Genomic DNA, 26,797 nt, shown 5'->3' with positions numbered 1-26,797 from the left:
GCGGTCGAGACTAAGCAGCTTTTCTAAAATAGTGTTTCAGCAGTCCGCCCAGTCGTTGCGAGCACTGAACTTCATTCAACGGCAAAGAAACGTCGAGGGCAGGTTGTTTTTTCGGTCGTCCACGTTTCTTCGTTCGGTTGAGTAACTCGTTCGCGATCCCCTCGCCCTGATGTGGGCGTTCGGTGTGGTAGTGCTCCAGATACTCCTCGCACACATGATCCATGTGCGTCTCGCCAAAGATCACGAAGCGGTCGAGGCACTCTTGCTGGATCGATTGAACAAACCGCTCGACGAATGCGTTGGTGTTCGGGGCGCGGTAGGCACCCTTCTTAATCTTCACCCGATTGCGTTTGAGTTGGGCATCAAACGTCACTGTGAACTTGCTGTCCAGGTCGCGTTGGAGTGTTCGCACGCGTAACCCTTGGCCGCGGGCTAGTTTCACGAAGGACTTTGACTGCTCCTCGACCCAGGCTTCGTTGGGATGAAACGTCGCCGGCGAGAGGATCACCCGCCGGGTCTCGACGTGCAGAAACGCCAGGACGAAGACTTCGCGAATGCCCTTTAGCGTCAGGATCCGCTTGGAAAAGAAGTCGCACTGCCACAAGGATACTGCGTGCTGCTTGAGAAACTCGTCCCAGGTTCCCTCGCCGCGGCGTGGACCCGGTTCGAAGCCCGCGGCCTTGAGGATCTTCTTGACGGTGTTCCGACTGGGTGGCTTGATCCCGAGCTTCTTGAGTTCACCCATGATCCGGGTGTAGCCCCATTCGTTCTCCTTAGCCATCAGCAGGATGAGCTCGCGGATCTGCTCCGGCGTATTCAGCCGGCCCCGCTTCCGCTTCTTCGGTTTCTGCTTGTTCTCGGCCCGGATCCAGCCGAGGATCGTGGACGGCGCGACGATGGTGGTCAGCTGCCGTAGAACCTTGCCGCCGAGCTTCGCGGCAAACTTGATCAGGCGATTCCGTTCCGCCATCGTCACCGTGATGCGTTTCGGCAACTTCGACCTGAGGATCTGGTTCTCAACCTTCAGGTACTTCACCTGGCGGGCCAGCTCTTTCTGCGTGGCGCCGGCGATCACGAGCAGCAGCGACTGAAAAATGTTGGTCATCGAATTATGCTGTGTTTTCGGCTGTGAATCGTGAGTGTCGGTTCTTTTTTGCACCCCGGGGGACGCGTCGGCCATATGAAACTTACGTCGATTTTGGTCGTGGTGCCGGCGCTGGTTGACTTTGCTCAACCACATTCGGGAGCGCGCAGAGAATGCGCGCCGCTGTTAACTAGTTGACCCAGAAGTTCGAAGAGGTTCAGCACTGCGCCTAGCAAAGCGGGATCCGCAGCAGTAACATGCGTTTCTCTTCTCTCGATTCGGCAGTTCGCAATGGGGTTGATTCTGGTTTTCTTTGGCGGGACAGAAGTCGTTTTTGAATCTGTCGATGCCGAGCATCAGTTCGGTTGGCCGTCGCGCTTTTGGGTTTGATTCAGGTGCGCGCCATTTTCCCGACCTGGTGGAAGGTTGAATCAGTCCGAAGTGATTGCCGCAAACTCGAAGGCCACTCAAGCGAGCATGAATTCGTTGTGGACTTACTACTTTTCTCATCCTGCTTCGATGAGTTCTTTGGCTATCTCTATCACTTGGATGCGATGGAAGATCCGTCGCATCGTAACTATCCCCCCGCGTTGAAGGCCACCGTCGGCCCGCGAAACATGGTCCACTCTTGGGCCACTGAAACCGACGATCCCACCGTGCAGCCCCGCTGGGGGAAAATCGGCAAGCAGAAGATCGAAGACGCCGGCACGCTCTATCCCAAGCGGATGGAAACCGTCGACGACGAAATCCTTGATCTCTCCCTGAAGTTTGTTGACAAGGCCCGTAAAGCCAATCAGCCTTTCTTTCTCTGGCTCAATCCCACGCGGATGCACGTTATCACGCACCTATCGGAAAAATACGAGTCGCTCCGCACGCCCGAAAATGGATGGAGCATTCAAGAAGCCGGCATGGCGCAGCTCGACGACATCGTCGGCTCGGTGATGAAGTATTTGAAAGACAACGGTTTGGAAAACGACACGATCATCGTCTTCAGCACCGATAACGGCGCTGAGAACTTTACCTGGCCCGATGGTGGTCAAACGCCGTTCGCCGGCGGCAAAGGGACCGCGATGGAAGGTGGCTTCCGCGCGCCAGCCATTGTGCGCTGGCCCGGCAAAGTGCCCGCTGGCAAGGTCGAAAATGGTATTTTCTCCGGTCTGGATTGGTTCCCGACGTTCGCCGCCGCGGCAGGCAACTCCACGATTGTTGCCGATCTCAAGAAGGGGGCGAAGCTGGACGGCACGGATTACAAAGTCCATCTCGACGGCTACAACCAGCTGGACCTGATCACGGGGAAAACCTCCAAGTCGAATCGCCAGGAAATCTTCTACTTCACTGAAGGGACGCTCAGCGCCGTCCGCATCAACGATTACAAGTATCGCTTCACCGATCAGCCCGGCGGCTGGCTGGGCGCGACGGAAAAGGTCGACTGGCCGATTCTGGTCAATCTTCGTCTCGATCCATTTGAACGGACAGGCCTGCCCAAGGGGAAGGAAGGTTCGCTCGCCTATTACAACTGGTTCGCAACCGAGTTCTGGCGGTTCACGTTCGTGCAAAAGGAAGTGAGCAAGGCCGCCGAGACGTTCGTCGAGTTCCCGCCGATGCAAAAGGGAGCCAGCTTTAACATGGAAGCGGTGAAGGCCCAGATTCAGAAAATGATCGAAGCTCGCAGCAGCAAATAGTAACAGCAAAGAAATGCCCAACCGTTGGACGGCGTGCATTGTGTTCTTTTGTTCGAATTCTCTTCGTAGGAATGAAGAATCATGACACGGCAATGGTTGGGAATCACGATTGGATTGTTGTTATGCCTCACGGTTTCTTTCGCTCAGGGCCAGGCCCGCAAAGGCGGCGAGAGGCCCGGTGAAGGGAAGCAAGGTGGCGGACGGCCCGGCGCTGGGAAGCCCGAGCTGGGCCGATCGGAACCAGGTCGAGCTCAACCGGGTCGTGCAGAACCGGGTCGTGCAGAACCGGGTCGTGCAGAACCCGGTAAGGGTGGCCGGCCGGAACCTGGCAAGCCGGAAGGGCGGCCAGAGGGGAACAGTTCCGCGGGTCGACCCGGCGCTGGTAAGCCGCCAGGTGGCAACTGGGCCGAGAGCAAGCAACAGCCCTCGAATCCGCACAAAGCTGCGGGGGCTGACGCGCTGAACAACAAGAACACTCAACCTTCCAGCGCGGAAGGCGCTGCTGCCGGCGCGGCGGCCGCTGGTCGCAATCAACCTCCAGCCTCGGGCGCCGAAGGTGCTGCGGCCGGAGCTGCTGCCGCGAATCGCAATCAGCCGCAAGCATCAGGCGCTGCGGGAGCTGCCGCCGGTTATGCGGCCGTGCGGAACTCGTTCGATCGGCCTGACATGTATAGCGCAACCTGGCACACCACACACGCCGATGCCTGGAAGGCCACGAATTGGTCCGCCGGTTCCGCCTGGACTCCCGCGGCCTGGGGCGCGGTCGCCGCGCATTGCAATTACGCCAACAAGCCGGTGTCGTATGACTATGGCAACAACGTTACCTGTTTGAACGGCAACGTGGTGATCGACGGCGTGGCGGCAGGCACCGCGGAAGAGTTCAGCCAACAGGCCTCCGACCTCGCTCAGGCCGGCACCGACGCTCAGGTTTCGGCCGACGAAAAGTGGCTCCCCGTCGGCGTGTTCGCGATGGTCAAAAACGATCAGCAGCATCCACAGTTGATCCTGCAGATCGCCGTCAATCCGAAGGGCGTCGTCCGCGGTAACTATACGGACGAAGTGAGTGACCGCTCATACCCAATTCACGGCGGCGTCGACCCCAAGACGCAACGCATTGCATGGACGGTTGGCGGCAACACGACCAATGTCATGGAAGCCGGCCTGGGCAACCTCACCCAAGGCGAGGCCCCTGCGTTGCTACACAAAAATAGCAAAACGGAGCGCTGGATACTGGTACGATTGTCCCCGCCTCAGTAGAGTCCGGTCCAGCATGAATATCGTGACGCACCGGCTACTCGTCTCAGCCGCGATCGTGGAAATGGTAACGGGGCTGACGTTAATGGTCGCCCCTATGCTCTTTGTCCAGTATTTGTTGAAAGAAGAGGTCGTGGGAGCGGGGCTCGCAGTTAGTCGCGTCGCCGGCTTCGCGCTGGTCGCCCTCGGCGTCGGTTGTTGGCCGAGGTTGCCATTCAATCGCGACGACAACTTTCGCCCGATGAGTCCACTGCTCGGGATGTTAACCTATAACGGGTTGATCACGATTTACTTGGTTGGCATGGGCGCGACAAACCAGTCGGTGGGCCTGTTGCTGTGGCCGGGGGTAGTGCTGCATGGCGCCTTCGCGCTTCTGTTCGTTCGTGAGGTGTTTTACCGTAGATGCTGAACTTTGCTCGAACCTCCTGATTCGACCGCTCTGTTCAGAAAATTAGCTACACCGTAATCCGTGTGTAGCCAAACGTGGATGTCGAAAATCTGAAACGAGAAAGCGCAGTGAATGCGCGCCGCTGTTAACTCGTTGTCTTAAAAGTTCGAAGAGGGTTGCAACCGTTTCGGCCACCGAATGGGTCTCGAACTCAGCAAGTGCTGCTCTCAAACGCACTTAGAAGAATCGAAAAAGAGAGCATTGTTACGAAGAGGGTTGCGCACAGGGAGGTTAGTTCGGTGTGAGGTTTTTCAAAAATACAGTGGTTGGTCGGTGAAGAAATTTCGCTTGCTACCGCACACTGCGGTGCATTCTTTTTTGCACCCCGCCGGGACCGTCGGCCATCTCAAACTTACGTCGATTTTGGTCGGTTGGTCGGGCGCGTTGACTTTGCTCAACAATGCTCGAGAGCGAGCAGAGAATGCGCGCCACTGTTAACCGGATGCGTCACAAGTTCGAAGAAGGTTGCAACCGTTTTGGCCACTGAACGGGACTCGGAATCAGCAAGTGCTGCTCTCAAAGCCACTTAGAGAATTTCAAAAAGAGAGCATTGTTACGAAGAGGGTTGCGCACAGGGAGACTTCAGCAGGTGCTGGATTACCTCGCCCAGCAGCGTGCAGACCGGGACTCGCTTATGCTGAACTGCAAATCGGAGCGTGAGTACAAACTGGCGCTGCGGGATCGACGAAATGGATGAGTCAAATGGCCGATAAAGAGTTTTAAAGTCAGCCCGATACTAAACCACCCGTTGAATGCAGGCCTGCTTGTCAAGTCTGCGGCGGTCAACTCATCGAAATCCGCGCAAAGTTCCAGTGCTCGCGCTGCCACCGGATCTGCGAAACGTGCTGTGAAGGCGGTCGGGGTTAATCACTCATGTGTGGACGCATCACCCTTCGAACAAACCTGCACGCCATCGTCAACGAGTTCCAGGCTCCGCTGCCGGGGTTTGAATCGGTGCCTCGTTACAACGTTTCGCCAGGCCAGTTCGTCCTGGCCGTGCGCGGAGCCGACCAACGCGAGATCGTGCAGCTGAAGTGGGGACTGATTCCCAGTTGGTCGAAGGACGCCAAGATCGCGTTCTCTTGCCTCAACGCCGGGCCGACACGATCAAGACCAAGCCGGCGTTTCGATCGGCGTACAAGTCGCGTCGCTGCTTGGTGCCGGCCGACGGATACTACGAATGGTTGCGCGAGGGGAAGGAGAAGCTGCCGTACCTCTATGAGTTCGGTGGCGGAAAGTTGTTTTCGCTCGCTGGCTTGTGGGAAGCTTGGAAGGATCCAGCGGTCGCTGGCGCTGAGCCCGTGCAGACGTTTACGCTGATCACTACGGAAGCAAATTCACTCGCTGCTGAGGTCCACGACCGCATGCCAGTCATTGTGCACCCGGAAGATCGCCAGGCCTGGCTAGCCGGAGATGAGATTCCACTCGTGCCTTACGAAACTGCCGGGATATCCGCTCGCCGCGTTAGCAAGGTGGTCAACAACTCTCGCAACGAAGTAGCGGAGTGCGTTGCCGCGCCGTGACGACTAAGTATCTTCCATTCACCGTAGTCTAACCGCATCGCGGAATGGATTTAGTAGCGTGGAGGCTTCTTGCAGCTCGGGCTCGTCCGAAGGCCCCTCCTCGCCAGCAATTCTAGAAATCCCTTTTGGTGCGATTCCTGTAGATTCCCAGAAGATGTTCGCTTGTGAAACCACATATCAGCCATGGGTTTAACGCTGTCGAAATGAGTTGATAATGCCGCCAAAAGCCAGCCGTTGCGGTCGTTAAGAACCCCGTTCGGGTGGTTTCGTGCGACAAAGTGGCAGTTATCATGTGCCTTCCCTATGGTTGAAGAAAAGGGAATCCTCCTCCACCGAGCAGCCCTGCTAGCTGTTGCTGCGTGTACGCGCAGGAGTTCGGTATCTGCTGTTTGGCTGCTTTTGCAATTCTGCTTTGAATTTTCTTGGAGACACCGGCAATGACTCGCCCGCTTAGCGCGCTTTGGAATCGAGTTTCGACAGTGAATCCCTTCGGCAAGTCGCGCCTTCGTAAGCCGCAGCAGTCCGCCAGTCGCCAGCGAGTCCGCCGCGCTTTTTTGGAATCGCTCGAAGGCCGCGCCATGATGGCGTTCACGCCGGGGGATGTGTTTGCCAGCACCGTGCTGCCTCCGGAAGCTTTGTACGAAGTGACTGGTGGCGGAAATTTTTCGGCTGCCGGCCCCTTCGCGAGTCTTGGCGACCGGACTTTCGGACAAATCGCGTGGTCGGAGGACTTGAGCACGGCCTACGTTGCTTTGTTCGACTCTGGAGCCGTTGTCGCCGTAAACTCTGCCGGTGGCATCAGCCCGTTTGCCACGGGTTTAACAGTGCCCACTGGCCTGATTCTGGCCAATGACGGCCGTCTACTCGTGTCCGAATTTAACTCGGGAGAAATCACCGACATCACCGCGGGCGGCGACTTCACCGGCGCGACACCCTATGCCACGGGGCTGAGTGGTCCTCGAAACATGGTGCAATTGTCCGATGGGCGAATCCTGGTTGGTGAAGATTCCAACGGTCAGGTTACCGACTTGGCGACCGGCGGAAACTTGTCAGGTGCAACTCCATTTGCCAGCGGGTTAGGTACCGTTTCGGACATCGTGCAATCTAGCAGCGGCGCGATTTACGTGAGTGACCGATTTGGCCAAAAAGTATTCAATATCACGGCCGGGGGAAGCTTTAGCGCCGCGACCGCATTCGCGACAGGACTAGCCTTCAATGGTTTAACGTTTGACGGGACAGGACGCTTCCTGGCGGCGGCGGACAACGTCGCAAACATTTACGACATCACTGCGGGCGGAAACTTTGCTGCTGCGACTCCATTTGCCACCTTACCAGCTGGCACAAGCCTGGACTCTGTACTGGATACGGTGCCTGCTGGATCGGGTACGTTGACGGCGACGCTCTCTGGCGGCAATCTGGTCATTACCGATACCGCTGCCACTGGCAAAGACAATGACCTGACTGTGTCCGTCATTGGCGGCAACATTACCGTCAGCGATGCGGTGGAAAAATTCTCCTTAGCGCCCGCAGGCTGGACTCTCTCCGCGGACCACAAGTCGATCAGCATTCTCGCGGGATCCTTTGCCGGCCAAATCAACATCAACAGCGGCGGCGGCAACGACACGCTAACCGTGAAGCCTGCAGCGCTGACCAATCACGTGAACTACGATGGCGGTACAAATACCAATACGCTGAATTTGACCAACATCGCTAATTCAGCAGTGACCGTGACTGCCGTCGCCGGGACTGGCGCTACGGGCACGGAAACCACCAAGACCATCGCGTTCTCCAACGTCGCAAAGTTGGTGGGAGACGGATCGGGTTCGCTCACCGGCGCCATTGCTGCCGGCGCAACGTGGGAAATCGATGATGCTGGCTCGAGCACGCTGGCCACAAATCTTAAGTTCTCGGGTTTTAAGAATCTGACCGGCGGTGACGGACCAGATACCCTTAACGTTCGCAACAACACCGTGGTTGCGTACACCCTCAATGGTGGCAAAGGGGCTGACCAGATCAACCTGGGCTCTGTGGCGAACAAGCTCGATTCCATTGCCAATATCACGATCAACGATAGTGCCGCCAACGGCGGCGCCAACTTGACGCTGAACGACCAGGGTAACACGACCGCGATCGACTATACGTTGACGGCCACCACGATCGGCCGGACCGCGGGTTTTGCTGCCACGTTCTCGGGCTTGACCAGCATCAGCCTCAATGCTGGTAGCGGTAATAACAAATTGACGATCGCCAGCCTGCCCACGCTGACCAATGTCACGAACCCGATTGGGTTCAATCTCAGCGCTGGCACCGACACGTTGGACATCACCGGCGTGAATCCAGCGACCGTCGATTTGGGTGCTCCGTCGGCCGACACCACAGGATTCAACGGCAATTTGACCGCAAGTGGACGCGTGTCGGCGTTTAGTGGCGTCGAAGTCATCAATGCCAAGACGGGCACCGCCGGTGATCAGTTGACAGGCATCGGTGACCCCAGTACGTGGACCATCAACGAAGCTGCCAGCAACACCTACGAACGCAACTCGGAAACTGCCCGCAAACTGACGTTCACGGGCATGGACGTCCTCCAAGGCGGTAGTCAGGTTGATACGTTCAACGTCCTGAATAACAGCTTGACTTCCACCTACTTGCTCAATGGCGGCAACGGTCTTGACGTCTACAATCTTGGCGCTGCCAACAAGCTGGACGGGATCACGAATCCAATCAGCCTCGATGGACAAGGAAACCCTTCGACTCTGCCAATCAACGATCAGGGCAATACTGGCAATCTCAATTATTCATTGACAGGCGCCACCCCAGGATTCCTGGGCAGTATTGGGCGGACAGGCATTCCAATTAAGTTTGCCGGCGTGACCGACGTTACGCTCAATGCGGGGAGCGGGAACAACAGCGTTACGGCGACAGGCATTCCGGTGCTTACCGGCAAAACGACCCTGAATCTCGGTGCGGGAGGCAACGACACGCTGGCCATCACCGATGCGCCGAGCGGCGATCACGTCTTCAGTTACACGAATGCGAACGACGGCAGTGTTGCGGTCCCGGGCGGGGGTACGATCGATTACACCGGCTTGGATCCCCTTTCGTATACGACAACCGGCGGAACTCTGACGTTCAACCTGACACAGAACGCCGACGATGTATCGCTTACGACGGTCGGTCCCAACGTTGTTCTGAGCGGCAGCACGATCGAGACGACGACCGTGTCGCTCGCGGGGATTACCGCCATCACCGTCAACGGTTTGGGTGGGACCGATCAGCTGACGTTGAACAACAACTTCACGCAAACGATGGCTCTGAACGTCGAGAACGTGGTCTATGCGTATGCGGTCGCGCCAACGAACCTCGTTACGTCGCTCTCGAGTTCGACGATCAGCGAAGGCGGAACCACGACGTTGTCGGGAAGCTTTGCGGACTTGAACGTGGGTGGAAACTACACGCTCACCGTGAATTGGGGCGATCCGAATTCGCCGGATCCGCAAACCTTTACGCTCGGTGCCACTCCCTTGACGGTGGCGGCGAACGGCATCAATTGGAATCCCACGACGCGGACCTTCTCGTTGCCACATCAGTACGTGGACGACAATCCGACGGGCACACCCAGCGATAATTACAACATTAGCGTAACGCTAACGGACGACGATATCAGCGACATTCTGTATGGAATTTCCTCAACCGCCAATGGCTTGTATTCGATCAATACCACAACCGGCGCTGCCACACTCATCCACACGGTCGTCGGCGGCGATCCAAGCCTGATCGGACTGGCTGCGCTGGGTGGAGCGCTTTACGCCACCGACATTTTCACGAGCTCGGGGGCGGCGTTCGGCTCGATCAATGCAACTTCGGGCGTCTTCACTCCCATCAACAACCAAGGTGGCGCCGCGAACTGGCATTCGCTCGCAGCCAATGAAGCAGCCAACATTCTGTACACGGTTTCCTTGGGCGGCTCAAGCAATCCGCTGCTGGCCGTGACTCCCAACGGCGCGATTTCCACCATCGGCAATACGGGTGTGCAGTTCCGCGGATTGGCTTACGACAACGAGCATGGGGTGCTGTATGGGGCAACGGAAAGCAACTTGTTCCGGATCAATACGACTACTGCCGCAGTCACACTAATCAGTTCGCTCGCCGGCGAAGGGTACCTTGGATTGGAATACGATCCAAGCCACCAGCGGTTGCTGGCGACCTATTTCGACAGCCTGTGGGCGATCGATCCGCAAACAGGTGCGGCGACTCTGATCGGCCCCAATGGCGTGGGGGAGATCGACGGGCTGGCCCTGATTCCTGGCGCGGTGAGCGAGTTGACGAGCCAGTTGACCGTCAAGGTGCAGAACGTAGTGCCCGCGCTGTCCCTGGGTTTGTCGAGCGCGACTATTCAAGAAAACGGCAGCACGACGCTGACGGGAACGATTACCGATCCAGGTACGCTCGATACGTTTACGTTGAATTTGAACTGGGGCGATCCCCTCTCGCCCGGCAATGCGCCAGCCACGTTTACGCTTGGCGCGACGGCTTTGACGTTTGCGGAGAATGGCATTAACTGGAATCCGGCCACGCGGGTCCTCTCGTTGCCACATCAGTATCTGGACGACAATCCGTCAGGTTCGAGCAGCGATCCCTATACGATTACGGTCAATGTGACGGACGACGATGGCGGGGCGAATGTGCCCACGTCGACTAGTGTTACGGTCAATAACGTCATTCCCACACTTGCTCTGGCATTGTCGAGCAGCGTGATTAGTGAAAACGGCAGCACGACACTGACGGGCACGGTCGTCGATGTGGGGACGCTCGATACTTTCACGCTCGATCTGAACTGGGGCGACTCGCTGTCGCCCGCTAACACGCAGGCGTTCTCGCTCGGAACAACCGCGTTGACCTTGGCGGAAGATGGCATCAACTGGAATCCAACGACAAGGGCCTTCTCGTTGCCGCATCAGTATTTGGACGACAATCCGTCGGATACGAGCAGTGATCCTCACGCGATCACGGCGACGTTGAGCGACGATGATGGGGGGAGCCTGGCTGAACCGGCGATGATTGACGTAACGGTCAACAACGTCGATCCAATTGCCATTGCACAATCGGCAACGACCAATGAACACACGCCGATCACGCCGATCAACGTGCTGGCCGGACTCACCGATGTAGGGACGCTCGATACGCATTCGGCCGTTGCGGATGGTGGTGTGAGCCCGCTCGGGGCCGTTTACAGCATCGCGATCGACGGCACGTTTACTTATGATCCGAACGGCTCGTTCGAATATCTCGCAGCAGGCGAATCGACGACCGAAACCCTGTCCTTCACCGTCCTGGACGATGACGGCGGCAGTTCGACGAAGACCGTGACCGTGACGATCAGCGGTGTGAATGACGCGCCGACGGCAAATATTGATGAAAACAGCACCACGGAAAATGCTGCCGTCACGACGAACGTCATTACGAACGATACCGATCCAGACACAACCGATGTGCTGAGCCTGGTGGCAGCCTCGGTGCAAGTCACCTCGATCACGCGCAGCAACGAAGCAGCGCCGGCGATCATGGCATCGGGCCTCGTTTCGATGGCCGGCAATTCGATCACGTTCACTCCTGGAACTTACTTCGACACCTTGGCCGTGGGTGAAACCGCGACCGTCGTCATTGCCTACACGGTGACCGATGAGAACGAACCAGGGCTGACCTCGAACAGCACGCTGACGATCACCGTGAACGGTGAAAATGATGCGCCGGTGGCGACGGGAAATTCGTACACGATTGCTGAAGATAACACGTTGACCGTGAACGCGACCGGTGTGCTCGGCAATGATTCGGACGTCGATTACGGAGCGACGCTGACTGCCATCCTGGTCGGCGATGTGGCGCATGGCACGCTGACGCTGAACCCCAATGGTTCGTTCAGTTACACGCCGGCCGCGAATTACTACGGGCCGGACAGCTTCACTTACAAAGCCAATGACGGCGCGCTCGATTCGAACGTCGTGACGGTTTCGCTCACGGTGACGCCCGTTGATGACTTTGATTTCGGTGATGCGCCGGCCAGCTATGGCGTGGCTTCGCACTTCGAAGGCGCTGGTTTCATCGGCGGAACGGCGAATTCCGGTCCGTTGCTTGGCTCGCGCGATTTCGAACTCGTCAGCCAATTCTCGACTGGTGCTGACGGGGACGATCTCCTCCAGACCGACGACGAAGGAGGTGTGACGTTCAGCTCGACGACGTTGGTGGCTCGGCTGAATACGAATATCACGGTCAACGCTTCGGCTGCGGGCAAGCTTGATGCTTGGATCGATTTCAATCGCAACAATGTGTTCGATGCGAGCGAGAAGATTGCCAGCGGTTTGAATGTGGTCGCGGGAAATAATTCACTGGTGGTGACCGTGCCCGATGGTGCTGTCGCGGGCGGTACGTACGCTCGGTTCCGCATCAGCACGGCGGGCAGCACTTTGCCGACCGGTGAAGCGCTCAACGGTGAAGTGGAAGATTATAAGTTGGACATTCTGAGCACGCCGGCCGGGAGTGCGATGTTAATCAACGATCCGACGAATCCCGAAGGGCCGAAGATTCTGCTCATCAATGGCAACGAAAACATCAACGATGCGATTGTCGTGCGGCAGACGACGGCACCGACGACCGTGCCGTTCAATCCGGGCGCGGTGACGGTTTACATCGCGCCGCGGATCGCGATCGGCACGTTCCCGCTCAATTCGTTCGGTAGCATCCTCATCTTCGGCCGCAGCGGCAACGATTCGATCAGCATCGAATCGCCGATTAATAAGCCGAGCACGATCTACGGCGATGCGGGCAACGATTCGATCTCCGGCGGAAATGGTCCCGACGTCATCTATCCCGGCGACGGCAATGACTCGGTGGCCGGCAATGCGGGCAACGATGTGATCTACGGTAGCCTCGGAAATGATTCGATTGCGGGCGGCGCGGACTTCGACCGGTTCCTCGAGCTCGCCGGTTCCGTGACGTTGACGCAAACCTCGTCGAAGGTCGGCACGTCGACCGACACGTTTACGCAGATCGAACAAGTCGAACTGACCGGCACGCCGACGGCTGACATCTTCACGCTGACGAACGTCAACTTGATCGTGCTGCTCGATGCGGGCGCGGGAAGCGACACGCTGGCTTACACGGGCGAGGGGAACTTCGTGCTGAGCGATGCGCTGCTCAAGCGGACGCAAGGCACAACCACTTACAACCTGCCCCTGACGACCATCGAATCGTTGCGGCTCAACGGCGGCCAGGCTAACGACTCGTTCGATCTCACGGCTTGGACGAAGACGCTGGTGCTCGCCGGTGGCGGCGGTACCGATACGATCATTGCCGGCAACGACGTGAACTACTCGCTCAGCGACACGCTGTTTATTCGCGGCGCGTTGCCAATGATCGCCCATTCGACGATGGAAAACGCCCTGCTCACTGGCGGCGCGAGCAACAACACGTTCGACATCTCGGGCTGGACGAAGACGGCCACGCTGACCGGCGGCGGTGGCACCGACAAGCTCGTGGTATTCGACAACGTCGCGACGACGACGCTGACTAATACGTTGCTCACGCACACGGGCCGCGGTAACGTGACGCTCGCGAGCATCGAAGCCGCGGACATCACCGATGGCGTTGGAAATAACACAGTAACGGCAACGACGTTCACTGGTGAACTCAAGGTCGACGGCGCCGCGGGGAACGATACGATCAACGGCGGCGCTGGTCCGTCGCTGCTGCTCGGCGGCTTGGGGAATGACACGCTGAAGAGCGGCGCTGGTCGCACGGTGCTGGTCGGCGGCGAAGGCCTCGACAAGTTGACCGGCAATACCAACGGCGATTTGCTGATTTCCGGCAAGACGGTGTACGACACGAACGCCGCAGCGCTCGCGCTGATCCTCGCCGAATGGGCTTCCGCGGCCAGCTACGCCGATCGCGTCGCTCACCTCACGGGTACGCCGGGCGGTCTCAACGGCTCGTCGCGTCTCGACGGCACGAACGTCATTCACGACAACGCGGTGGATGTGCTCCTCGGTGGTGCTGGCGATGACGCGTTCTTCGCAAAGCAGGTCGCCGCAGCGGGCCTGCCCAAGGATACGTACACCGACAAGGCGAGTGGCGAACAGATTTTCTAAGGTCGAAGTGATGGTTTCAAAAGGGGCGACCATGCACTGGGAGATGCGGTATGGACCAAAGAATTGGTGCGTCTGATTGCCAGCGAGAATCGGTGGAATCGGTGTCGCTGTCGGACTTGGAACGACGCCTCGATAAGTTTTTCGCGGTCTGTGACCGAAGCAAGTTTGTCGAGACTGCGCTGTGTCCACAGCACGCTGAACTTCAGGTCAACAGCATAAGTCGCGTGCCAAAAAATCGGCCAAGAAGAGGGCCAGGTTAGTGGGAGAGCTTCAACAGTGGGATGATCTACCCCGCTTTCCTCCAATAACTTTTCAACAACCCACCCGGCCGCTCCGAACATCGAATCTCGTTCAGCGGCACAACCTCACCGAGCGAAGCAATCTTTCTCGGCCGTCCTCGCTTCTTCTTCCGATTCAGCAACTCGTTTGCGATCCCCTCGCCCTGATGCGGTCTCACCGTGTGGTAGTGCTGCATGTACTCCGAGAAGATCGCGTCCATGTGCCCGCTCCCGAACACAACGAACCGGTCCAGACACTCCTGCTGAATTGACTGCACGAACCGTTCGACGTTCTTCTTCACCTTTACACGCTTCGAGCGGAGTGCCTGGTCTACAGCTGCCGGAATTTCGACTCTCGGTCCCGCTGCATTTTGGCGAAACGGTCACGCTAAGGCTCAGTGTGCCAGGCTTGGGCCGGATCATTCTGCCAACCGAACCGTTTCTGAAACTCGGACGGCGCGAGCGTAAGATACTCGCCCTCTTCAGTCTGAGCCACATACACAATATGGTCCTCCACGCCCGACGTCCCACGGTAATGGCCAGTCGGGCCGAGCACGAGCCAGTGATCCTTCGCGACGAGAGGCAGGATCACGCCGGTGGCATGTTTCTTCGCGTCGTCGGCGAAAGTAAGGCGGGGATGCGGCTCCATCCAGACCGCCTTCGAGCCGTATTGGCTTTGAGCGACAGGGAATGCGGGATTGGGCGAGACAGTGCGCGGAGTGACGTTATAGATTTGGGAAACGCCAGGCATCGATCGATGATTCCAAATGACGCCTGAACCATCGCGAGTCCAATTCTGAACCACCCAGTCGCGGGCAACTGGGAGTAGGGACGCACTTTCCGGGTTCGCACCATCTACTAGATAGACATTGTCGTTGCTTTCACCAACGGCGAATCGGTCCTCGCCTGGACATAACAGCAAGCGCCAAATCCCTTCTTTTCCCGCGGCTCGATAGACGATTTTTCGTTGAAGTGAGGCCACGTCCAGCATTTCGACTTTCGATTCGCCGAAAAAGGCCAATTGCTTTGCCTCCGCGGTCCAAATCAACTCTTTCACCACTTCGGACGCAGTGATCTCCCCCCTAATCTTTTGCGCAGCAACATCCCAAAGTTTGATCGTCTTCTGACCCGCCGCTGCGACGAGCTTGCCGTCGGGCGACCAGGCAATGTTTGTGATCTCGCTGCTCGGATCAACGATGAGAGTGTTCAATTGCGGCTCGGGCTTGTCCGGAACAAAGAACAAGACGCTTCCTTTGGCCTCCGCACCACCCGTCAGCGCAACTTGCTTGCCGTCAGGCGAAATACTAAACGGTCGTTGAAATCCTGTGAACTCTCGTAGCAAAACACCTTGCCGCGCATCCCACCATTGCAGCGCGGCGCGATCTGGATCGGGTTGCAGAAGGATGCGAGCCAAATCGGGCGTCGATTTGAACGGTCGGTATTTGTGCGAATGAAGTGGCAGGCTCGTCAGCGGCGCGCCAGGAATCTCGGTGCCACTCTCGGCGTCAAAGTATCGCGGTACGCTCTGTGAGGCAGTGATGACCTGCTTTCCCTCGGGAGTCCAGGCGAGTCCGTGTCTGGAACTGGTTCCCTTCGACCAGAGAAGCTTGCCCGATTCGACGTTCCATACCACTAGTTCCTCATAACCCCCTGCCAATTTCGTCCCATCAGGTGACCAAGCTAGAGCCTCCACATATTCGGTTGGCCTTTCTAACGCTGGTAACGGCTCCCAGGTCTTTGCATTCCACAAGGAGACACGCGTGAAATCGTCAGCGGAGACTGCCAGAATCGGAGCGTCGATCGAGCCGCCGAATTTGACGTCGCGCGGCAGTTTAATTGGCAAGCTTTTGATCACCTGCCAATCGCTAGTGCGATAAATATCGACGCCGCCATAGAAGTGCGTTGCTGCCAGCATGCTTCCGTCGTTTGACCAGGAAAAATAGAAAGGCTCTGGGCCCGGGATCACTCGGGTCTGCATGGTCCGGAGTGAAAAAACTCGGAAATGCGAGCTAACTTCTCCACAGAGTGCGATGGATTCACTATCCGGTGACCACATGATTCCGCTGCAACCGTCGAATTGCTTTATGGTTGGCGGAATGGCTTGAATCCGCTGGCGTTTCGCGCCTCCCCAGAGATCGAGCGATCCGTTGAAGCCGGCCACTGCCAACCATTTTTTATCGGGCGACCATGCGGAGCGTGTCTTGTAGGTATCGCTTCCGAGTAGCAACTCTTTCACCTCGCCCCTTCTCCCCCAAAGTCGGGTCGCCCCATCGACTTCGTATCCGGACGTCGCGACCTGGTTATCTTGATTGATGGCAACCGAAAGAGGGCCATCGGTGAGCAACTTCGGTTCGACCGACCAACTTCGCAGGCCGGTAATTTTCGCTGGACGCGAAACGGAAGCATGCGGACTGAGTGGTTGTCCGCGGCGAATGAGCAAAGGTTGCGTGAGAGGCGACGGCAACTGCTTCTCGGTTCGCACCACACGGAACCCGACGTTCTTATTGATATGCGGCGCGCCCCAGGATTTGCCGATATTGGGAAACCCATTCTCCTCAGTCGTATTGCCGTGAGACATACCTCGCACGTCGAAGCGGTAAAGATGATTGCCCGCTCCACTGGCAAGACAGTACTCGTGAACGTTGCCGATCATGTCGTATAGGCCGAATGGATTGGCTTTCTTGGAGCCAACGAACTGCGGGAGTTTGAGTTTGCCGTCGATGCTGGAGAGCACTTCGTACTGCAACCAATCTTCGCCGTTGCGCTCGTAACCTTGCTCGCCGGCACCTCCGGCACGAGTCGCGAATTCCCATTCCGATACGTAGGCGACTCGGTAATTGGCGGAATCGCGTTTGCCCAGCCACTCGCAGAAGGCTTGAATGTCTGCCGGTTGCACATGCGTGACTGGGCGGCGCGGATCAGTTTCAAACGCCGATTTCCAGTTGGCATTGGAATCAAGCTCGAACGTCGCATTTTGACCATTGCGATAGATTTCCGCCTCGGTCTTGTAATGTGTCTCCTCCACAAATTTCGCGAACTGACCATAAGTTACTTCGGTCGTGCCGTAATAGATCGGATCGGAAATGCGATACAACGAATCTGCGTTCTCGCTGTGCGACTCGAATTCCCCCGGCGGTATCAGCCGGAACTTCATGCCGAGGTCATTCTCGATTTCGATGGGCTTCTTGAGATAAGTGGCCCAGGCTTCTTGATACTGCTTGGCCTGCTCTGGCGTGAAAGGGATGATCGCCGGCGGCGGCGCGCCGGTCGGCAAGTCCCAGGGAGCGACGCCACCATCGGGGCCTTCGGGCCAGGCGACGAGGGCGGGGAAATCGCGAGCGCCTTGGGTCGGATGCCAATTGAATCTCACATCGGGACGCTGGCGACGGAACTCAGTCACCACCTCGGTCGTGACTTCGCTATTCGCTGGGCCCTCAATTTCGAGTCGTCTGAGGTCTGGTAGTTTAGCGAGCGACTGGAGTGCCTTATCCGTGCAGACTCCCTTCGGACCTAAATATAGGAACTCTTGCAGCGATGTGAGTTGCGCAACGCTCAGCAGCGCATCTTCGCTGAGGCCGGGGAAATTTTTATCCGAATTTAGGACCAAGAGCTTCAGACGAGACTTAAGCGGCAATAATTCGGCAATCGCGCCATCTGTCCAATCGGGCACAATGTAGAGCGTAGCGAGAGACGGGAGTTCTAGAAGCGTTTGCACCGACTCCCTAGTTAGCCGCGAACCTGAACAGCCTACTTTCCATAAGGTGGGTGCGCTTTTCAGCCCCTTCCAGCCAAACTTCGTGCTCTGAATATCGATCACCCCTAATCTCGGACAACATCGAAGAACACTGGCGAAGCCATCGTCGCTCAGGGAAGAGCCTTCCAGGCTCAACACCCAAAGACGCGGAAGAATTGGCATTCCTTCCATTGCCGCGTCATCAATAGAGCGGCTCGCGGTAAAAACAGCTTCGATGTGTGGCCAATTTTGCAGCAACTTTCCAAATCCAGCCCCGATCGGATTGTTTGCAACAGAGAGATAGTTCAGTCGCCGGCATTTGCTGAGATTTTGCAGTCCGATAGACGTAAACCGATTGCCCCTGATATCTGCACTCTTGATCCGCGTGCACGAAGATAGATTCGCGAGCAATTGATCGTCTAAACCGAGATTGATTAGTTCGATCGCTGAAATCGCAAAGTCTTCGACGGGCAAAGTGGTCGAGGATTCGGACACCTTACGAATTACCTTCCCACTCGCATCCTCGAACGCCACTTTACCATTCACTGAGAGAACCCACTCCGCTGCCTTACGCTCCGCCGCGTAATCCGGGGACAATTCTTCCGGCATAGTTTCGGCAGGCTTCGGTGTAGCGGGATCGGCTGGCCCGGGCCTCTTATCAGACGGGTCGACCTGACGCTCGATCGTGCCCCCGGCGGGCACTTTGACTCGGGCAACTTCGTTGCCATCTTTGTCCCGGATGATGAACCAAAACGCAAAGGCTAGGAGCAGCAAGCAGCCGACTCCGCCAGAGGCGAGTGCCCAGGGACTACGCCACCAAGGCAGATCGCCGGCAGGAGACGTGACAACGTCTGGCGGTGGCGTATGGCCGAAAGCGATCTGGATCGAACGCTCGGAGACAGGCTCGGTTTCGACGAGCGGTTGTGACAGGGTAACAATAGGTGATACGTCTTGGTCGGTGCGCTCGATCGACTCTGGCGGCGTGAGGGTTGTGACGGGTGTCGCGGCCTTGGCTGGGTTCGTAAATAGCGATGTCGGCGCGTCGATGTTAGTTGCCGATGAGGCTGGGCTTTGACTGAATTCGAGGCCGGCGAGCGCGATGTCGACTTCGATGAGCGTGCGGTAACGGTCAGCCGGCTTCTTCGCAACCATCTTTTGGAAGATGGCGTCGAGCGATGGCGTGAAATTCGCGGGCAGGGTTCGCCCGGCAATGTGCGCGAGTAGCGATGGGATCGGCTTGCTCTGATGGGCGACGAGCTTTTGCAGCATCGTGTCGCCGCCGTAGAGATTCCCGCCGGTCAGCAGTCGGTAGAGAGTGCAACCGAGGCTATAGATATCGACGCGTCCATCCACCAACTCCGGCTCGAAGGCCTGCTCGGGCGCCATGTAATCGACCGTGCCCATTACCTGACCTGATTGTGTTAGTCCATCAGGTGCGGCGCTATCGATGCGAGCGAGGCCCATATCGAGGATCTTGATCGTCCCTTTTTTGTCGAGCAGCAGATTGGCCGGTTTGATATCGCGATGGATGATCCCTTCAGCGTGCGCGTACGCGAGCCCGCGTCCAGCCTGACGGACATAGTCAATCGCCCGGTCCACCGGCAGCGGACCCGAAGCGACGGCTGCGGAGAGATCGCGTCCTTCGACGAGCTCCATAACGAGATACCAATTGCCACGCTGCACGCCAGCGTCGTAGGTCTGCACAATGTTCGGATGCGAGAGCCGGGCCGCCGCCTTCACTTCACGCTGGAAGCGTTTCACCGCCGCTTCATCAGCCGTGAGCGCGGTTGGGAGCAACTTGATCGCGCAAAACCGCTCAAGGTGGCGATGTTGAGCCTTGAAGACCTGGCCCATTCCGCCAGCGCCAATTTTGGCAAGGAGGATGTAATCGCCCAGCACCAGGGGGCCTGGCTTGCCGCTGAGAAGCTCTTGCGATTGAAACGACGTGAGGAGTCCGCGCTCGACGAGGAGTTGCGCCATCGCCTGTCCATCGCGGGGGCGAGTACCTGCTGGCAGCGCAGCCCAAAGGGCTTTGATTTCGTCAGCCGACGATAGCCCACTGGCGATCATCGCACGGGCAAATTCGTCGACCTTCAATTACAAGTCTCCAGGGGAAGAACTCCCTTATGTTAGCCGGATTCTATGATGCGGACAAACAGGGATCAGCTACAGGATGACCAGCGATTAACAGAAGAACTTGCGTGCGAAAATTGGTCAAGAAGAGAGCGAGGTTAGTAGGAGAGCTTCGAAATTGGGATGATCTACCCCGCCTTCCTCCAATAACTCTTCAGCAGCCCACCCAACCGCTCCGAGCACCGAATCTCGTTCAGCGGCACGATGTCGCCTAACGAAGCGTTCTTTTTCGGCCGGCCTCGCATCTTCTTCCGATTCAGCAACTCGTTATCGATGCCCGCACCCTGATGAGGTCTCTCCGTGTGATAGTGCTCCAGGTACTCAGAGCAAATCGCGCCCATGTGCCCGCTCCCGAACACAACGAATCGGTCCAGGCACTCCTGCTGGATCGACTGCACAAACCGCTCGACGAAGGCGTTGGTGTTCGGGGCGAGGAACTCATTCTTCTTCACCTTCACCCGCTTCGAGCGTAGTGCCTGATCGACGGCAGAGGTGAACTTCGAGCCGCGGTCTCGCTGGATGGTGGCGACGCGGAGCTTCTGGCTACGAGCTTTCTGCACGAATTGCTCCATCTGCCCGACCACCCAGGACTCGTCTGGGTGGAAGGTCGCCGGTGACAGGACTACGCGCCGCGTTTCGACGTGCAGGAATGCCAGGACGAACACCTCGCGGATGCCGCGGAGCGTCAGGATGCGTTTCGAGAAGAAGTCGCACTGCCACAGCGAGGCGGCGTGTTGCTTGAGGAACTCGTCCCAGGTTCCTTCGCCGCGCTTGGGCCCGGGATCGTACCCGTGACCTTTTAAGATGGCCCGCACCGTGTTCCGGCTGGGCGGCTTGATCCCGAGCTTCTTCAGCTCACCCATGATCCGGGTGTAGCCCCACTCGTTCTCCTTGGCCATCTTCAGAATCAGCTTTCGAAGTTGCTCCGGAGTTCGCGGCCGGCCCCGGGGCTTCGGCTTGGGCTTGTTCTTCTTCTCTGCGGCAATCCAGCGCATGATCGTGGATGGGTGAACGATCGTCGCGAGCTGGGATAGAACCTTCCCGCCGAGCTTGTGTGCGAACTTGATCAGGCGGACGCGTTCCTTTGGCGTGACTGTGATGCGCTGCGGCAACCTCGACCGCAGGATTTCGTTCTCAACCTTCAGATATTTGACCTGCCGAGCGAGCTCCTTCTGCGTGGCGCCGGCGATCACAAGCCAGAGAGACTGAAAAACGTTGACCATCGTGTTAAACTAGGAAAGCCGCTGTGTATCCAAGAATTCTCATCTTTTTTGCACAGCGAAGGTGAGCGCTGGCCATCTGAAACATAGCTCGACTTCGAACCGCGGTTCGATCTTTCCTAGCTTCTCTAGCTAGTTATCAAAATCCCTTCGCGCAAGGGGATGACCCGGTGGTTAACAGCAGAAGTCGCGTGCCAAAAAATCGGCCAAGAAGAGAGCGCGGTTAATAGGAGAGTTCCGACCAGGGAGGTGGCAATCGCACATCACTATTCCCGTTCGAGTGATTCTGCGGCTACCTGCGCCGCAATCGCCATCATCAAATGGCAACGAAAAGCAGCTTGTCCTATGTGTTGCATCAACCGCGGGGCATCGGCTGAGAGCTATTGAAGTTCAATTCAGTTGGAAGCCGTATTGTCGGCGGTTACGATGGCTACCTACTCACTGTGTTGTTGTCGAAGGTTCTCGATCTGTAATTTGGTCAGCGATGAAGCTGCTACCTGAGAAATCCCCTGCGTGGCGGAAACCGAACGGTTCATTTATCTATGGAAGCGAATATCGAATCCGTGTCGTTTGCGGCCTTTTCCAAAGCTCTCCAGGAAAGTGGTCTGGTCGCCGAAGAAACACTGCAGCCGTTGCTGGCGACGGCACAGCACGATTCGCAGCAACTCGCCAAATTGCTCACGACTCAAGATTTGCTGACTCGGTTTCAAGTTGCTGCCCTTAACGAAGGACGCGGTTCGACGCTGCGGATCGGGAATTACGACGTCCTTGAACGTTTGGGTGCGGGCGGGATGGGCACGGTGTTCAAGGCCCGGCACCGCCGCATGAAGCGGCTCGTGGCGCTCAAGGTACTCGCGGGTAAGCTCTCGCAGAATCCAATCTTCGTAAAGCGTTTCCAGCGTGAAGTGGAAACGATTGCGAGTCTGGGCCACCCCAATGTCGTCATGGCGTATGACGCCGATGAATCGGACGTTGGCCATTTTCTCGTGATGGAACTTGTGAACGGGCGCGATCTGGCGGCTTGCGTCGCGGATCAGGGTGTCTTTCCTGTTTCCCTCGCAGTGCATTGCATTCTGCAGACAGCTCGCGGCTTGGCTTATGCGCACGCTCAAGGAATCATTCATCGCGACATCAAGCCGCACAATCTTTTGCTCGATGAACAGGGCGTCGTCAAAGTGACCGACCTGGGACTGGCCCGGCTTAATCATGGCGCAACGGGTCCGGCCAGTGGTTTCGATGTAACCATGGCTGGCGGCGTGATCGGCACAGCCGACTACATGCCGCCAGAGCAAGCCGTTGATTCCACCACGATTGATCACCGCGCCGACATCTACAGCCTGGGCTGCACACTTTACTTTCTGCTGGTGGGAAGGCCACCATTCAGCGGACCGACGATGATGTCGGTCTTGCTCAAGCATCGCGATGGAAAGATTCCATCGCTCACTGCGGAGCGATCCGAAGTCACCGCCGAGTTGGACGGCCTGTTCCAGCGGATGCTCTCCATAGAACCGGATGAGCGCATTCAGTCGATGGCGGAAGTGGTTTCGGAATTAGAAACCATTTCCCAAAATCTCCCGGTCGATGAGATTGACACTGGGAATGGCCTCGAGATCACGTTCGGTGATAGTGGCTCCTCGGGCTCCACGGTTCACACTCGGATCTCCGAGCAAACCATGGAGAGCGGCGCTAGCTCTTCCCAAGCCTCGGTGCTGATCGTCGAACCATCGCGCGTGCAGGCGTCCATTATCAAGGGTTATCTGCAGGACCAATCCTATTCGGTGCTTGGTGCGGCAGCGAAAGGCCATGACGCCATCGAACTCGTTCGCAAACTGCGCCCCAAGGCGGTGATCTCGTCGCTTCATTTGCCCGATCTGGATGGACTGCAATTGGCGGAACAGATTCGCGCGGAGTTCAAGGGCGAATCGCCCGGTTTCGTGCTGATCACTAGCGAGGGGAGCGAAGCCGATACCGCAGCATCGATTGCCTTGCATCGCGTGCAATTGCTCCACAAGCCTTTCACGCCAGAGCAATTGGCGGATGCGGTGAAACAGGTGACGGGCGCCTCAATGACATTGACGCCGGTACCCGCTGCCAGCGGCCAAACGCCGGGCAAAAACAATCGCGCCGCGCTGCGAGTGCTGATCGTCGATGACAGTGCGACGGCGCGAGTTCAGGTCCGGACTGTACTGCAGGGACTCGGCTTCACGCAATTTCAGGAGGTCCCCGACGGCGCTTTTGCCATTGCCGTGGCAGCCCTCGAAATTTGCGATTTAATTGTGACGGACTACAATATGCCGCTGATGGATGGCAGGGCGCTCGTCAGCTATTTGAAGCAGAATCCGCCCACAGCCGCGATTCCGATCATCATGGTTACGACCGAAACGGAATCGCGGGTGCTCGATCCCGTGCGGAAGCTGGGCGTGATTGCGATTGTAGAAAAGGCGTTTCCGGCCAGTGTGGTAGGACCACTTTTGGATTCGATTTTTTAAGAGCATCAAGGAGGTTTGTACGCGGCGGTAACGCGGGGCCAGTGAATCGACTATGTCGCCCGATGATGAAATCCTCCGCGAATTCCTGCTGGAGACCCATGAGAATCTAGCGCTGCTCGATTCGGATCTGGTCAAGTTGGAGATCAACCCTGCTGAGAAGAGCACGCTCGCGCAAGTCTTTCGCACGTTCCATAGCGTCAAAGGAACGGCTGGCTTCATGGGGCTGGTCAAGCTCCAAGAGGTTTCTCATGCAGCGGAGAATCTGCTCAGCAAGTTGAGAGCAGGGGAAATCACATTCAACCCGCCGATCGCGACGGCGCTTTTGCGGGTGGTGGACGCAATTCGCGAGATACTCTCGAACATCGAGTCGACAGGTGTAGAAGGATCAGGTGACTACACCGGCGTCGCTGCTGAGGTCGATCGCCTGCGGCAACAGAACGTTGGGGAATCAAAGCCTCTGCCAGCCACATCGGCGATACCCGCTCCGACGCTGGAGACTCGCATCGAGTTGCCGCCGCCGGCCTCCACCCTCGAGATTAGCGAATCGCCGTCGGCTGAACTCGAGTTCACCTTCGCGGACACTCCAGTGCCCAGCGGCGAGTCCGCAGAGAAGGTAACAAGCCATGTCGCTGATGCTGCCATTCGCGTGGACGTCGGCCTGCTCGACAAGCTGATGACGCTCGTCGGCGAGTTAGTGCTCGCGCGGAATCAAATTCTGCAGCACAGCCAATCACACGAAGACAGCGGTTTTCTCGGAGCCGTGCAGCAATTGAATCTGCTGACCACGGAGTTGCAAACCAGCGTGATGAAAACGCGGATGCAACCGATCGGCAATGTGCTGAGTAAGTTCCCCCGCATCGTGCGGGACTTGTCGGTCGCCTGCGGAAAGCAAGTGCGCGTCGAGATCGACGGCCAAGAGACGGAGCTCGATAAAACGCTCATCGAAGCAATTCGGGATCCGCTCACGCATCTCATTCGCAATGCTGTCGATCATGGGATCGAGCCGCCGGCTGTCCGCAAATCGCACGGTAAACCGGAAGAAGGTTGGCTGAAACTGGTCGCCTTTCACGAAGGTGGCAAGGTGATCGTCGAGATCTCCGATGACGGCGGCGGCATCGACGAAACGAAAGTGCGCGACAAAGCACTCAAAGCAAATCTCATCACGGCGGAAGTCGCCGACCGCATGTCGCGGCAAGACCTGCTGCGATTGATCTTCGTGCCCGGTTTCTCCACGGCCGATCGCGTGACGCAGTTTTCCGGTCGCGGCGTGGGAATGGATGTCGTCCGCACCAACCTAGAGCGAATCGGCGGCACGGTCGATATCGAAAGCACTCCCGGTCAGGGAACCACGATCCGCACCAAGATTCCCCTGACGCTGGCCATTATTCCTGCGCTGATCGTCGCGAGCGGCGGTGAACGGTACGCGATTCCGCAGGTCAACCTGCTGGAACTCGTGTGGCTCGACGCCGAGCATGCGCAGCACGGGATTGAACGGCTGCACGGCGTGCCTGTTTATCGCTTGCGAGGAAAACTGCTGCCGCTGGTCTTTCTGGATGAGCAACTGCAGCTTGCCACGCTGCGCAAAGAGGGTGACGAGCTCAACATCGTTGTACTGCAGGCCGACGAGCGGCCCTTTGGGCTCGTGGTCGAGGCGATTCGGGACACGGAAGAGATCGTCGTTAAGCCGCTGCAGAAGCTGTTCAAGGGAATCTCGGCCTTCGCCGGTGCGGCGATCATGGGCGATGGGCGAGTTGCTCTAGTGCTCGATCCCGTCGGGTTGGCGCAGCGAGCGAGCGTCATTTCGGGAGCCAGAGGACGTGCGCTGGGTGAGGAGACTGCCGAAATCACAACTCCCATCGAAAGTCATGCGCTGTTGTTGTTTGCTCCGACGGCCGGCGGACGGATGGCGGTTCCGCTCGCGGACGTGGCCCGCCTCGAAGAATTTTCTCGCTCTCGCCTGGAGTCACTGGGTGAACGGCTCGTCGTGCAATATCGCGGTGAGATACTCCCCTTGCTTGATGTTTCAGCCGGACTGGCCGCGTTAGCAGTTCCACCGTCGCCGTGCGGCCCAGGTCCGGCGGCGCTTAGCGATCTGGTCTCGGTCGTAGTTTACGACGCTGGTGCGGAGCGGATCGGGCTGATCGTCGGGGCCATCTTGGACATCGTTAACGATCCGCTGGCCATTCGCGCGCTCGCCAATCGCGAGGGCGTGCTGTTTACGGCAGTCGTCCACGACCAGGTCACCGAATTTTTGGATGTCGCGGCCTTGATCGAAGCTACGAAACCACCTCATTTGCATTCAGTCAAATAACCGGCAACCGAGCCCTCACGAATGTCCCTTCCCCAACAATTTTGCACCTTTTATCTAGCCGGGCAGTGCTACGGACTCGACGTGCTAAGGGTGCAGGAAGTTGTCCGTAGTCAACCGCTGACAAGCGTTCCTCTCGCGCACCCGGCGGTGCGGGGGCTCATCAATTTGCGAGGGCAAATTGTGACGGCGATTGACCTGCGGCGGCGGTTGCACTTACCCGAACTCGCTGAGATCAGTGAGCCGTTGAACATCGTTTTGCAAACCGACGACGGCGCGGTCAGTTTGCTCGTGGACGATATCGGCGATGTGCTCGAGGTCTCGCAGGAGCAATTCGAGCTGCCGCCGGAAACGCTCCAAGGAGCGGCCGGCGAGTTCATTCAAGGCGTTTACAAATTGTCCGACCGGTTGTTGGTGATTCTGGACCCCGAGCGAATCGTCGCGATTACGAACCAACCCGCAACCAAGACCTAATCAGAGCTACACAGAGAATTCCTCCTGCAC

Annotated in this window: 12 protein-coding genes and 2 pseudogenes; 9 read left to right on the top strand and 5 right to left on the bottom strand. The window is 57.7% G+C overall.

What is annotated here, in order from left to right:
• Positions 1-10: 10 nt before the first annotated feature.
• Complete coding sequence (locus tag M9Q49_RS07965; RefSeq protein WP_254508186.1) at positions 11-1,105, bottom strand: integrase core domain-containing protein; 1,095 nt, start codon at positions 1,103-1,105, stop codon at positions 11-13.
• A 467-nt stretch (positions 1,106-1,572) separates the two neighbouring features.
• On the opposite strand from M9Q49_RS07965, the gene M9Q49_RS07960 reads away from it, so the two are divergent.
• The 5 genes and pseudogenes from M9Q49_RS07960 (at position 1,573) to M9Q49_RS07940 (ending at position 14,132) form a co-directional block, all read left to right on the top strand.
• Positions 1,573-2,766, top strand: coding sequence for a sulfatase-like hydrolase/transferase (locus M9Q49_RS07960; RefSeq protein ID WP_254508185.1), 1,194 nt, complete (start codon positions 1,573-1,575; stop codon positions 2,764-2,766).
• A gap of 81 nt (positions 2,767-2,847) precedes the next feature.
• Positions 2,848-4,023: a hypothetical protein gene (locus tag M9Q49_RS07955; RefSeq protein ID WP_254508184.1), complete on the top strand. Its 1,176-nt coding sequence runs from the start codon at positions 2,848-2,850 to the stop codon at positions 4,021-4,023.
• Positions 4,024-4,036: 13 nt separating this feature from the next.
• Entirely contained in the window at positions 4,037-4,429 is a 393-nt protein-coding gene (locus M9Q49_RS07950; RefSeq protein ID WP_254508183.1) for a hypothetical protein, read from the top strand.
• 912 nt (positions 4,430-5,341) lie between these two features.
• A pseudogene (locus tag M9Q49_RS07945) lies at positions 5,342-5,991 on the top strand (SOS response-associated peptidase).
• 437 nt (positions 5,992-6,428) lie between these two features.
• Complete coding sequence (locus tag M9Q49_RS07940; RefSeq protein WP_254508181.1) at positions 6,429-14,132, top strand: Ig-like domain-containing protein; 7,704 nt, start codon at positions 6,429-6,431, stop codon at positions 14,130-14,132.
• 286 nt (positions 14,133-14,418) lie between these two features.
• On the opposite strand, the gene M9Q49_RS07935 is transcribed toward M9Q49_RS07940, so the two are convergent.
• Positions 14,419-14,712 carry an integrase core domain-containing protein gene (locus tag M9Q49_RS07935; protein ID WP_254508180.1) on the bottom strand — a complete coding sequence of 98 codons (294 nt, stop codon included), beginning with the start codon at positions 14,710-14,712 and terminating at the stop codon, positions 14,419-14,421.
• An 86-nt stretch (positions 14,713-14,798) separates the two neighbouring features.
• Positions 14,799-18,752 (bottom strand): SUMF1/EgtB/PvdO family nonheme iron enzyme, encoded by a 3,954-nt coding sequence (locus M9Q49_RS07930; RefSeq protein ID WP_254508179.1) that lies wholly within the window; start codon positions 18,750-18,752, stop codon positions 14,799-14,801.
• A 462-nt stretch (positions 18,753-19,214) separates the two neighbouring features.
• Here M9Q49_RS07930 and M9Q49_RS07925 point away from each other — a divergent pair, with 462 nt between their 5' ends.
• Positions 19,215-19,367, top strand: coding sequence for a hypothetical protein (locus M9Q49_RS07925; RefSeq protein ID WP_254508178.1), 153 nt, complete (start codon positions 19,215-19,217; stop codon positions 19,365-19,367).
• Here M9Q49_RS07925 and M9Q49_RS35940 read toward each other — a convergent pair.
• Positions 19,326-19,997 (bottom strand): annotated as a pseudogene (locus M9Q49_RS35940) (serine/threonine-protein kinase); the annotation flags it as partial. The gene M9Q49_RS07925 and the pseudogene M9Q49_RS35940 sit on opposite strands and share 42 nt — an antisense overlap.
• A 407-nt stretch (positions 19,998-20,404) precedes the next feature.
• Entirely contained in the window at positions 20,405-21,469 is a 1,065-nt protein-coding gene (locus M9Q49_RS35710; protein WP_254508175.1) for an integrase core domain-containing protein, read from the bottom strand.
• Positions 21,470-22,059: 590 nt separating this feature from the next.
• On the opposite strand from M9Q49_RS35710, the gene M9Q49_RS07905 reads away from it, so the two are divergent.
• Genes M9Q49_RS07905 through M9Q49_RS07895 form a run of 3 tightly spaced genes read left to right on the top strand, consistent with a single transcriptional unit; the run spans position 22,060 to position 26,767 of the window.
• Positions 22,060-23,985, top strand: a complete 1,926-nt coding sequence (locus M9Q49_RS07905; RefSeq protein ID WP_254508174.1) for a protein kinase domain-containing protein — start codon at positions 22,060-22,062, stop codon at positions 23,983-23,985.
• A gap of 52 nt (positions 23,986-24,037) precedes the next feature.
• Positions 24,038-26,296: a chemotaxis protein CheA gene (locus M9Q49_RS07900; RefSeq protein ID WP_254508173.1), complete on the top strand. Its 2,259-nt coding sequence runs from the start codon at positions 24,038-24,040 to the stop codon at positions 26,294-26,296.
• Between the two features lie 21 nt (positions 26,297-26,317).
• The gene (locus M9Q49_RS07895) at positions 26,318-26,767 is read left to right on the top strand and encodes a chemotaxis protein CheW (protein ID WP_254508172.1); all 450 of its coding nucleotides are present in this window, start codon (positions 26,318-26,320) and stop codon (positions 26,765-26,767) included.
• Positions 26,768-26,797 lie beyond the last annotated feature (30 nt).

Origin of the sequence: Anatilimnocola floriformis (assembly GCF_024256385.1) — a bacterium.
Taxonomy (GTDB): Bacteria; Planctomycetota; Planctomycetia; order Pirellulales; family Pirellulaceae; genus Anatilimnocola; species Anatilimnocola floriformis.
Note: the sequence above shows the minus strand (reverse complement) of the source record. Positions and strands in the feature narration are given on the sequence as shown.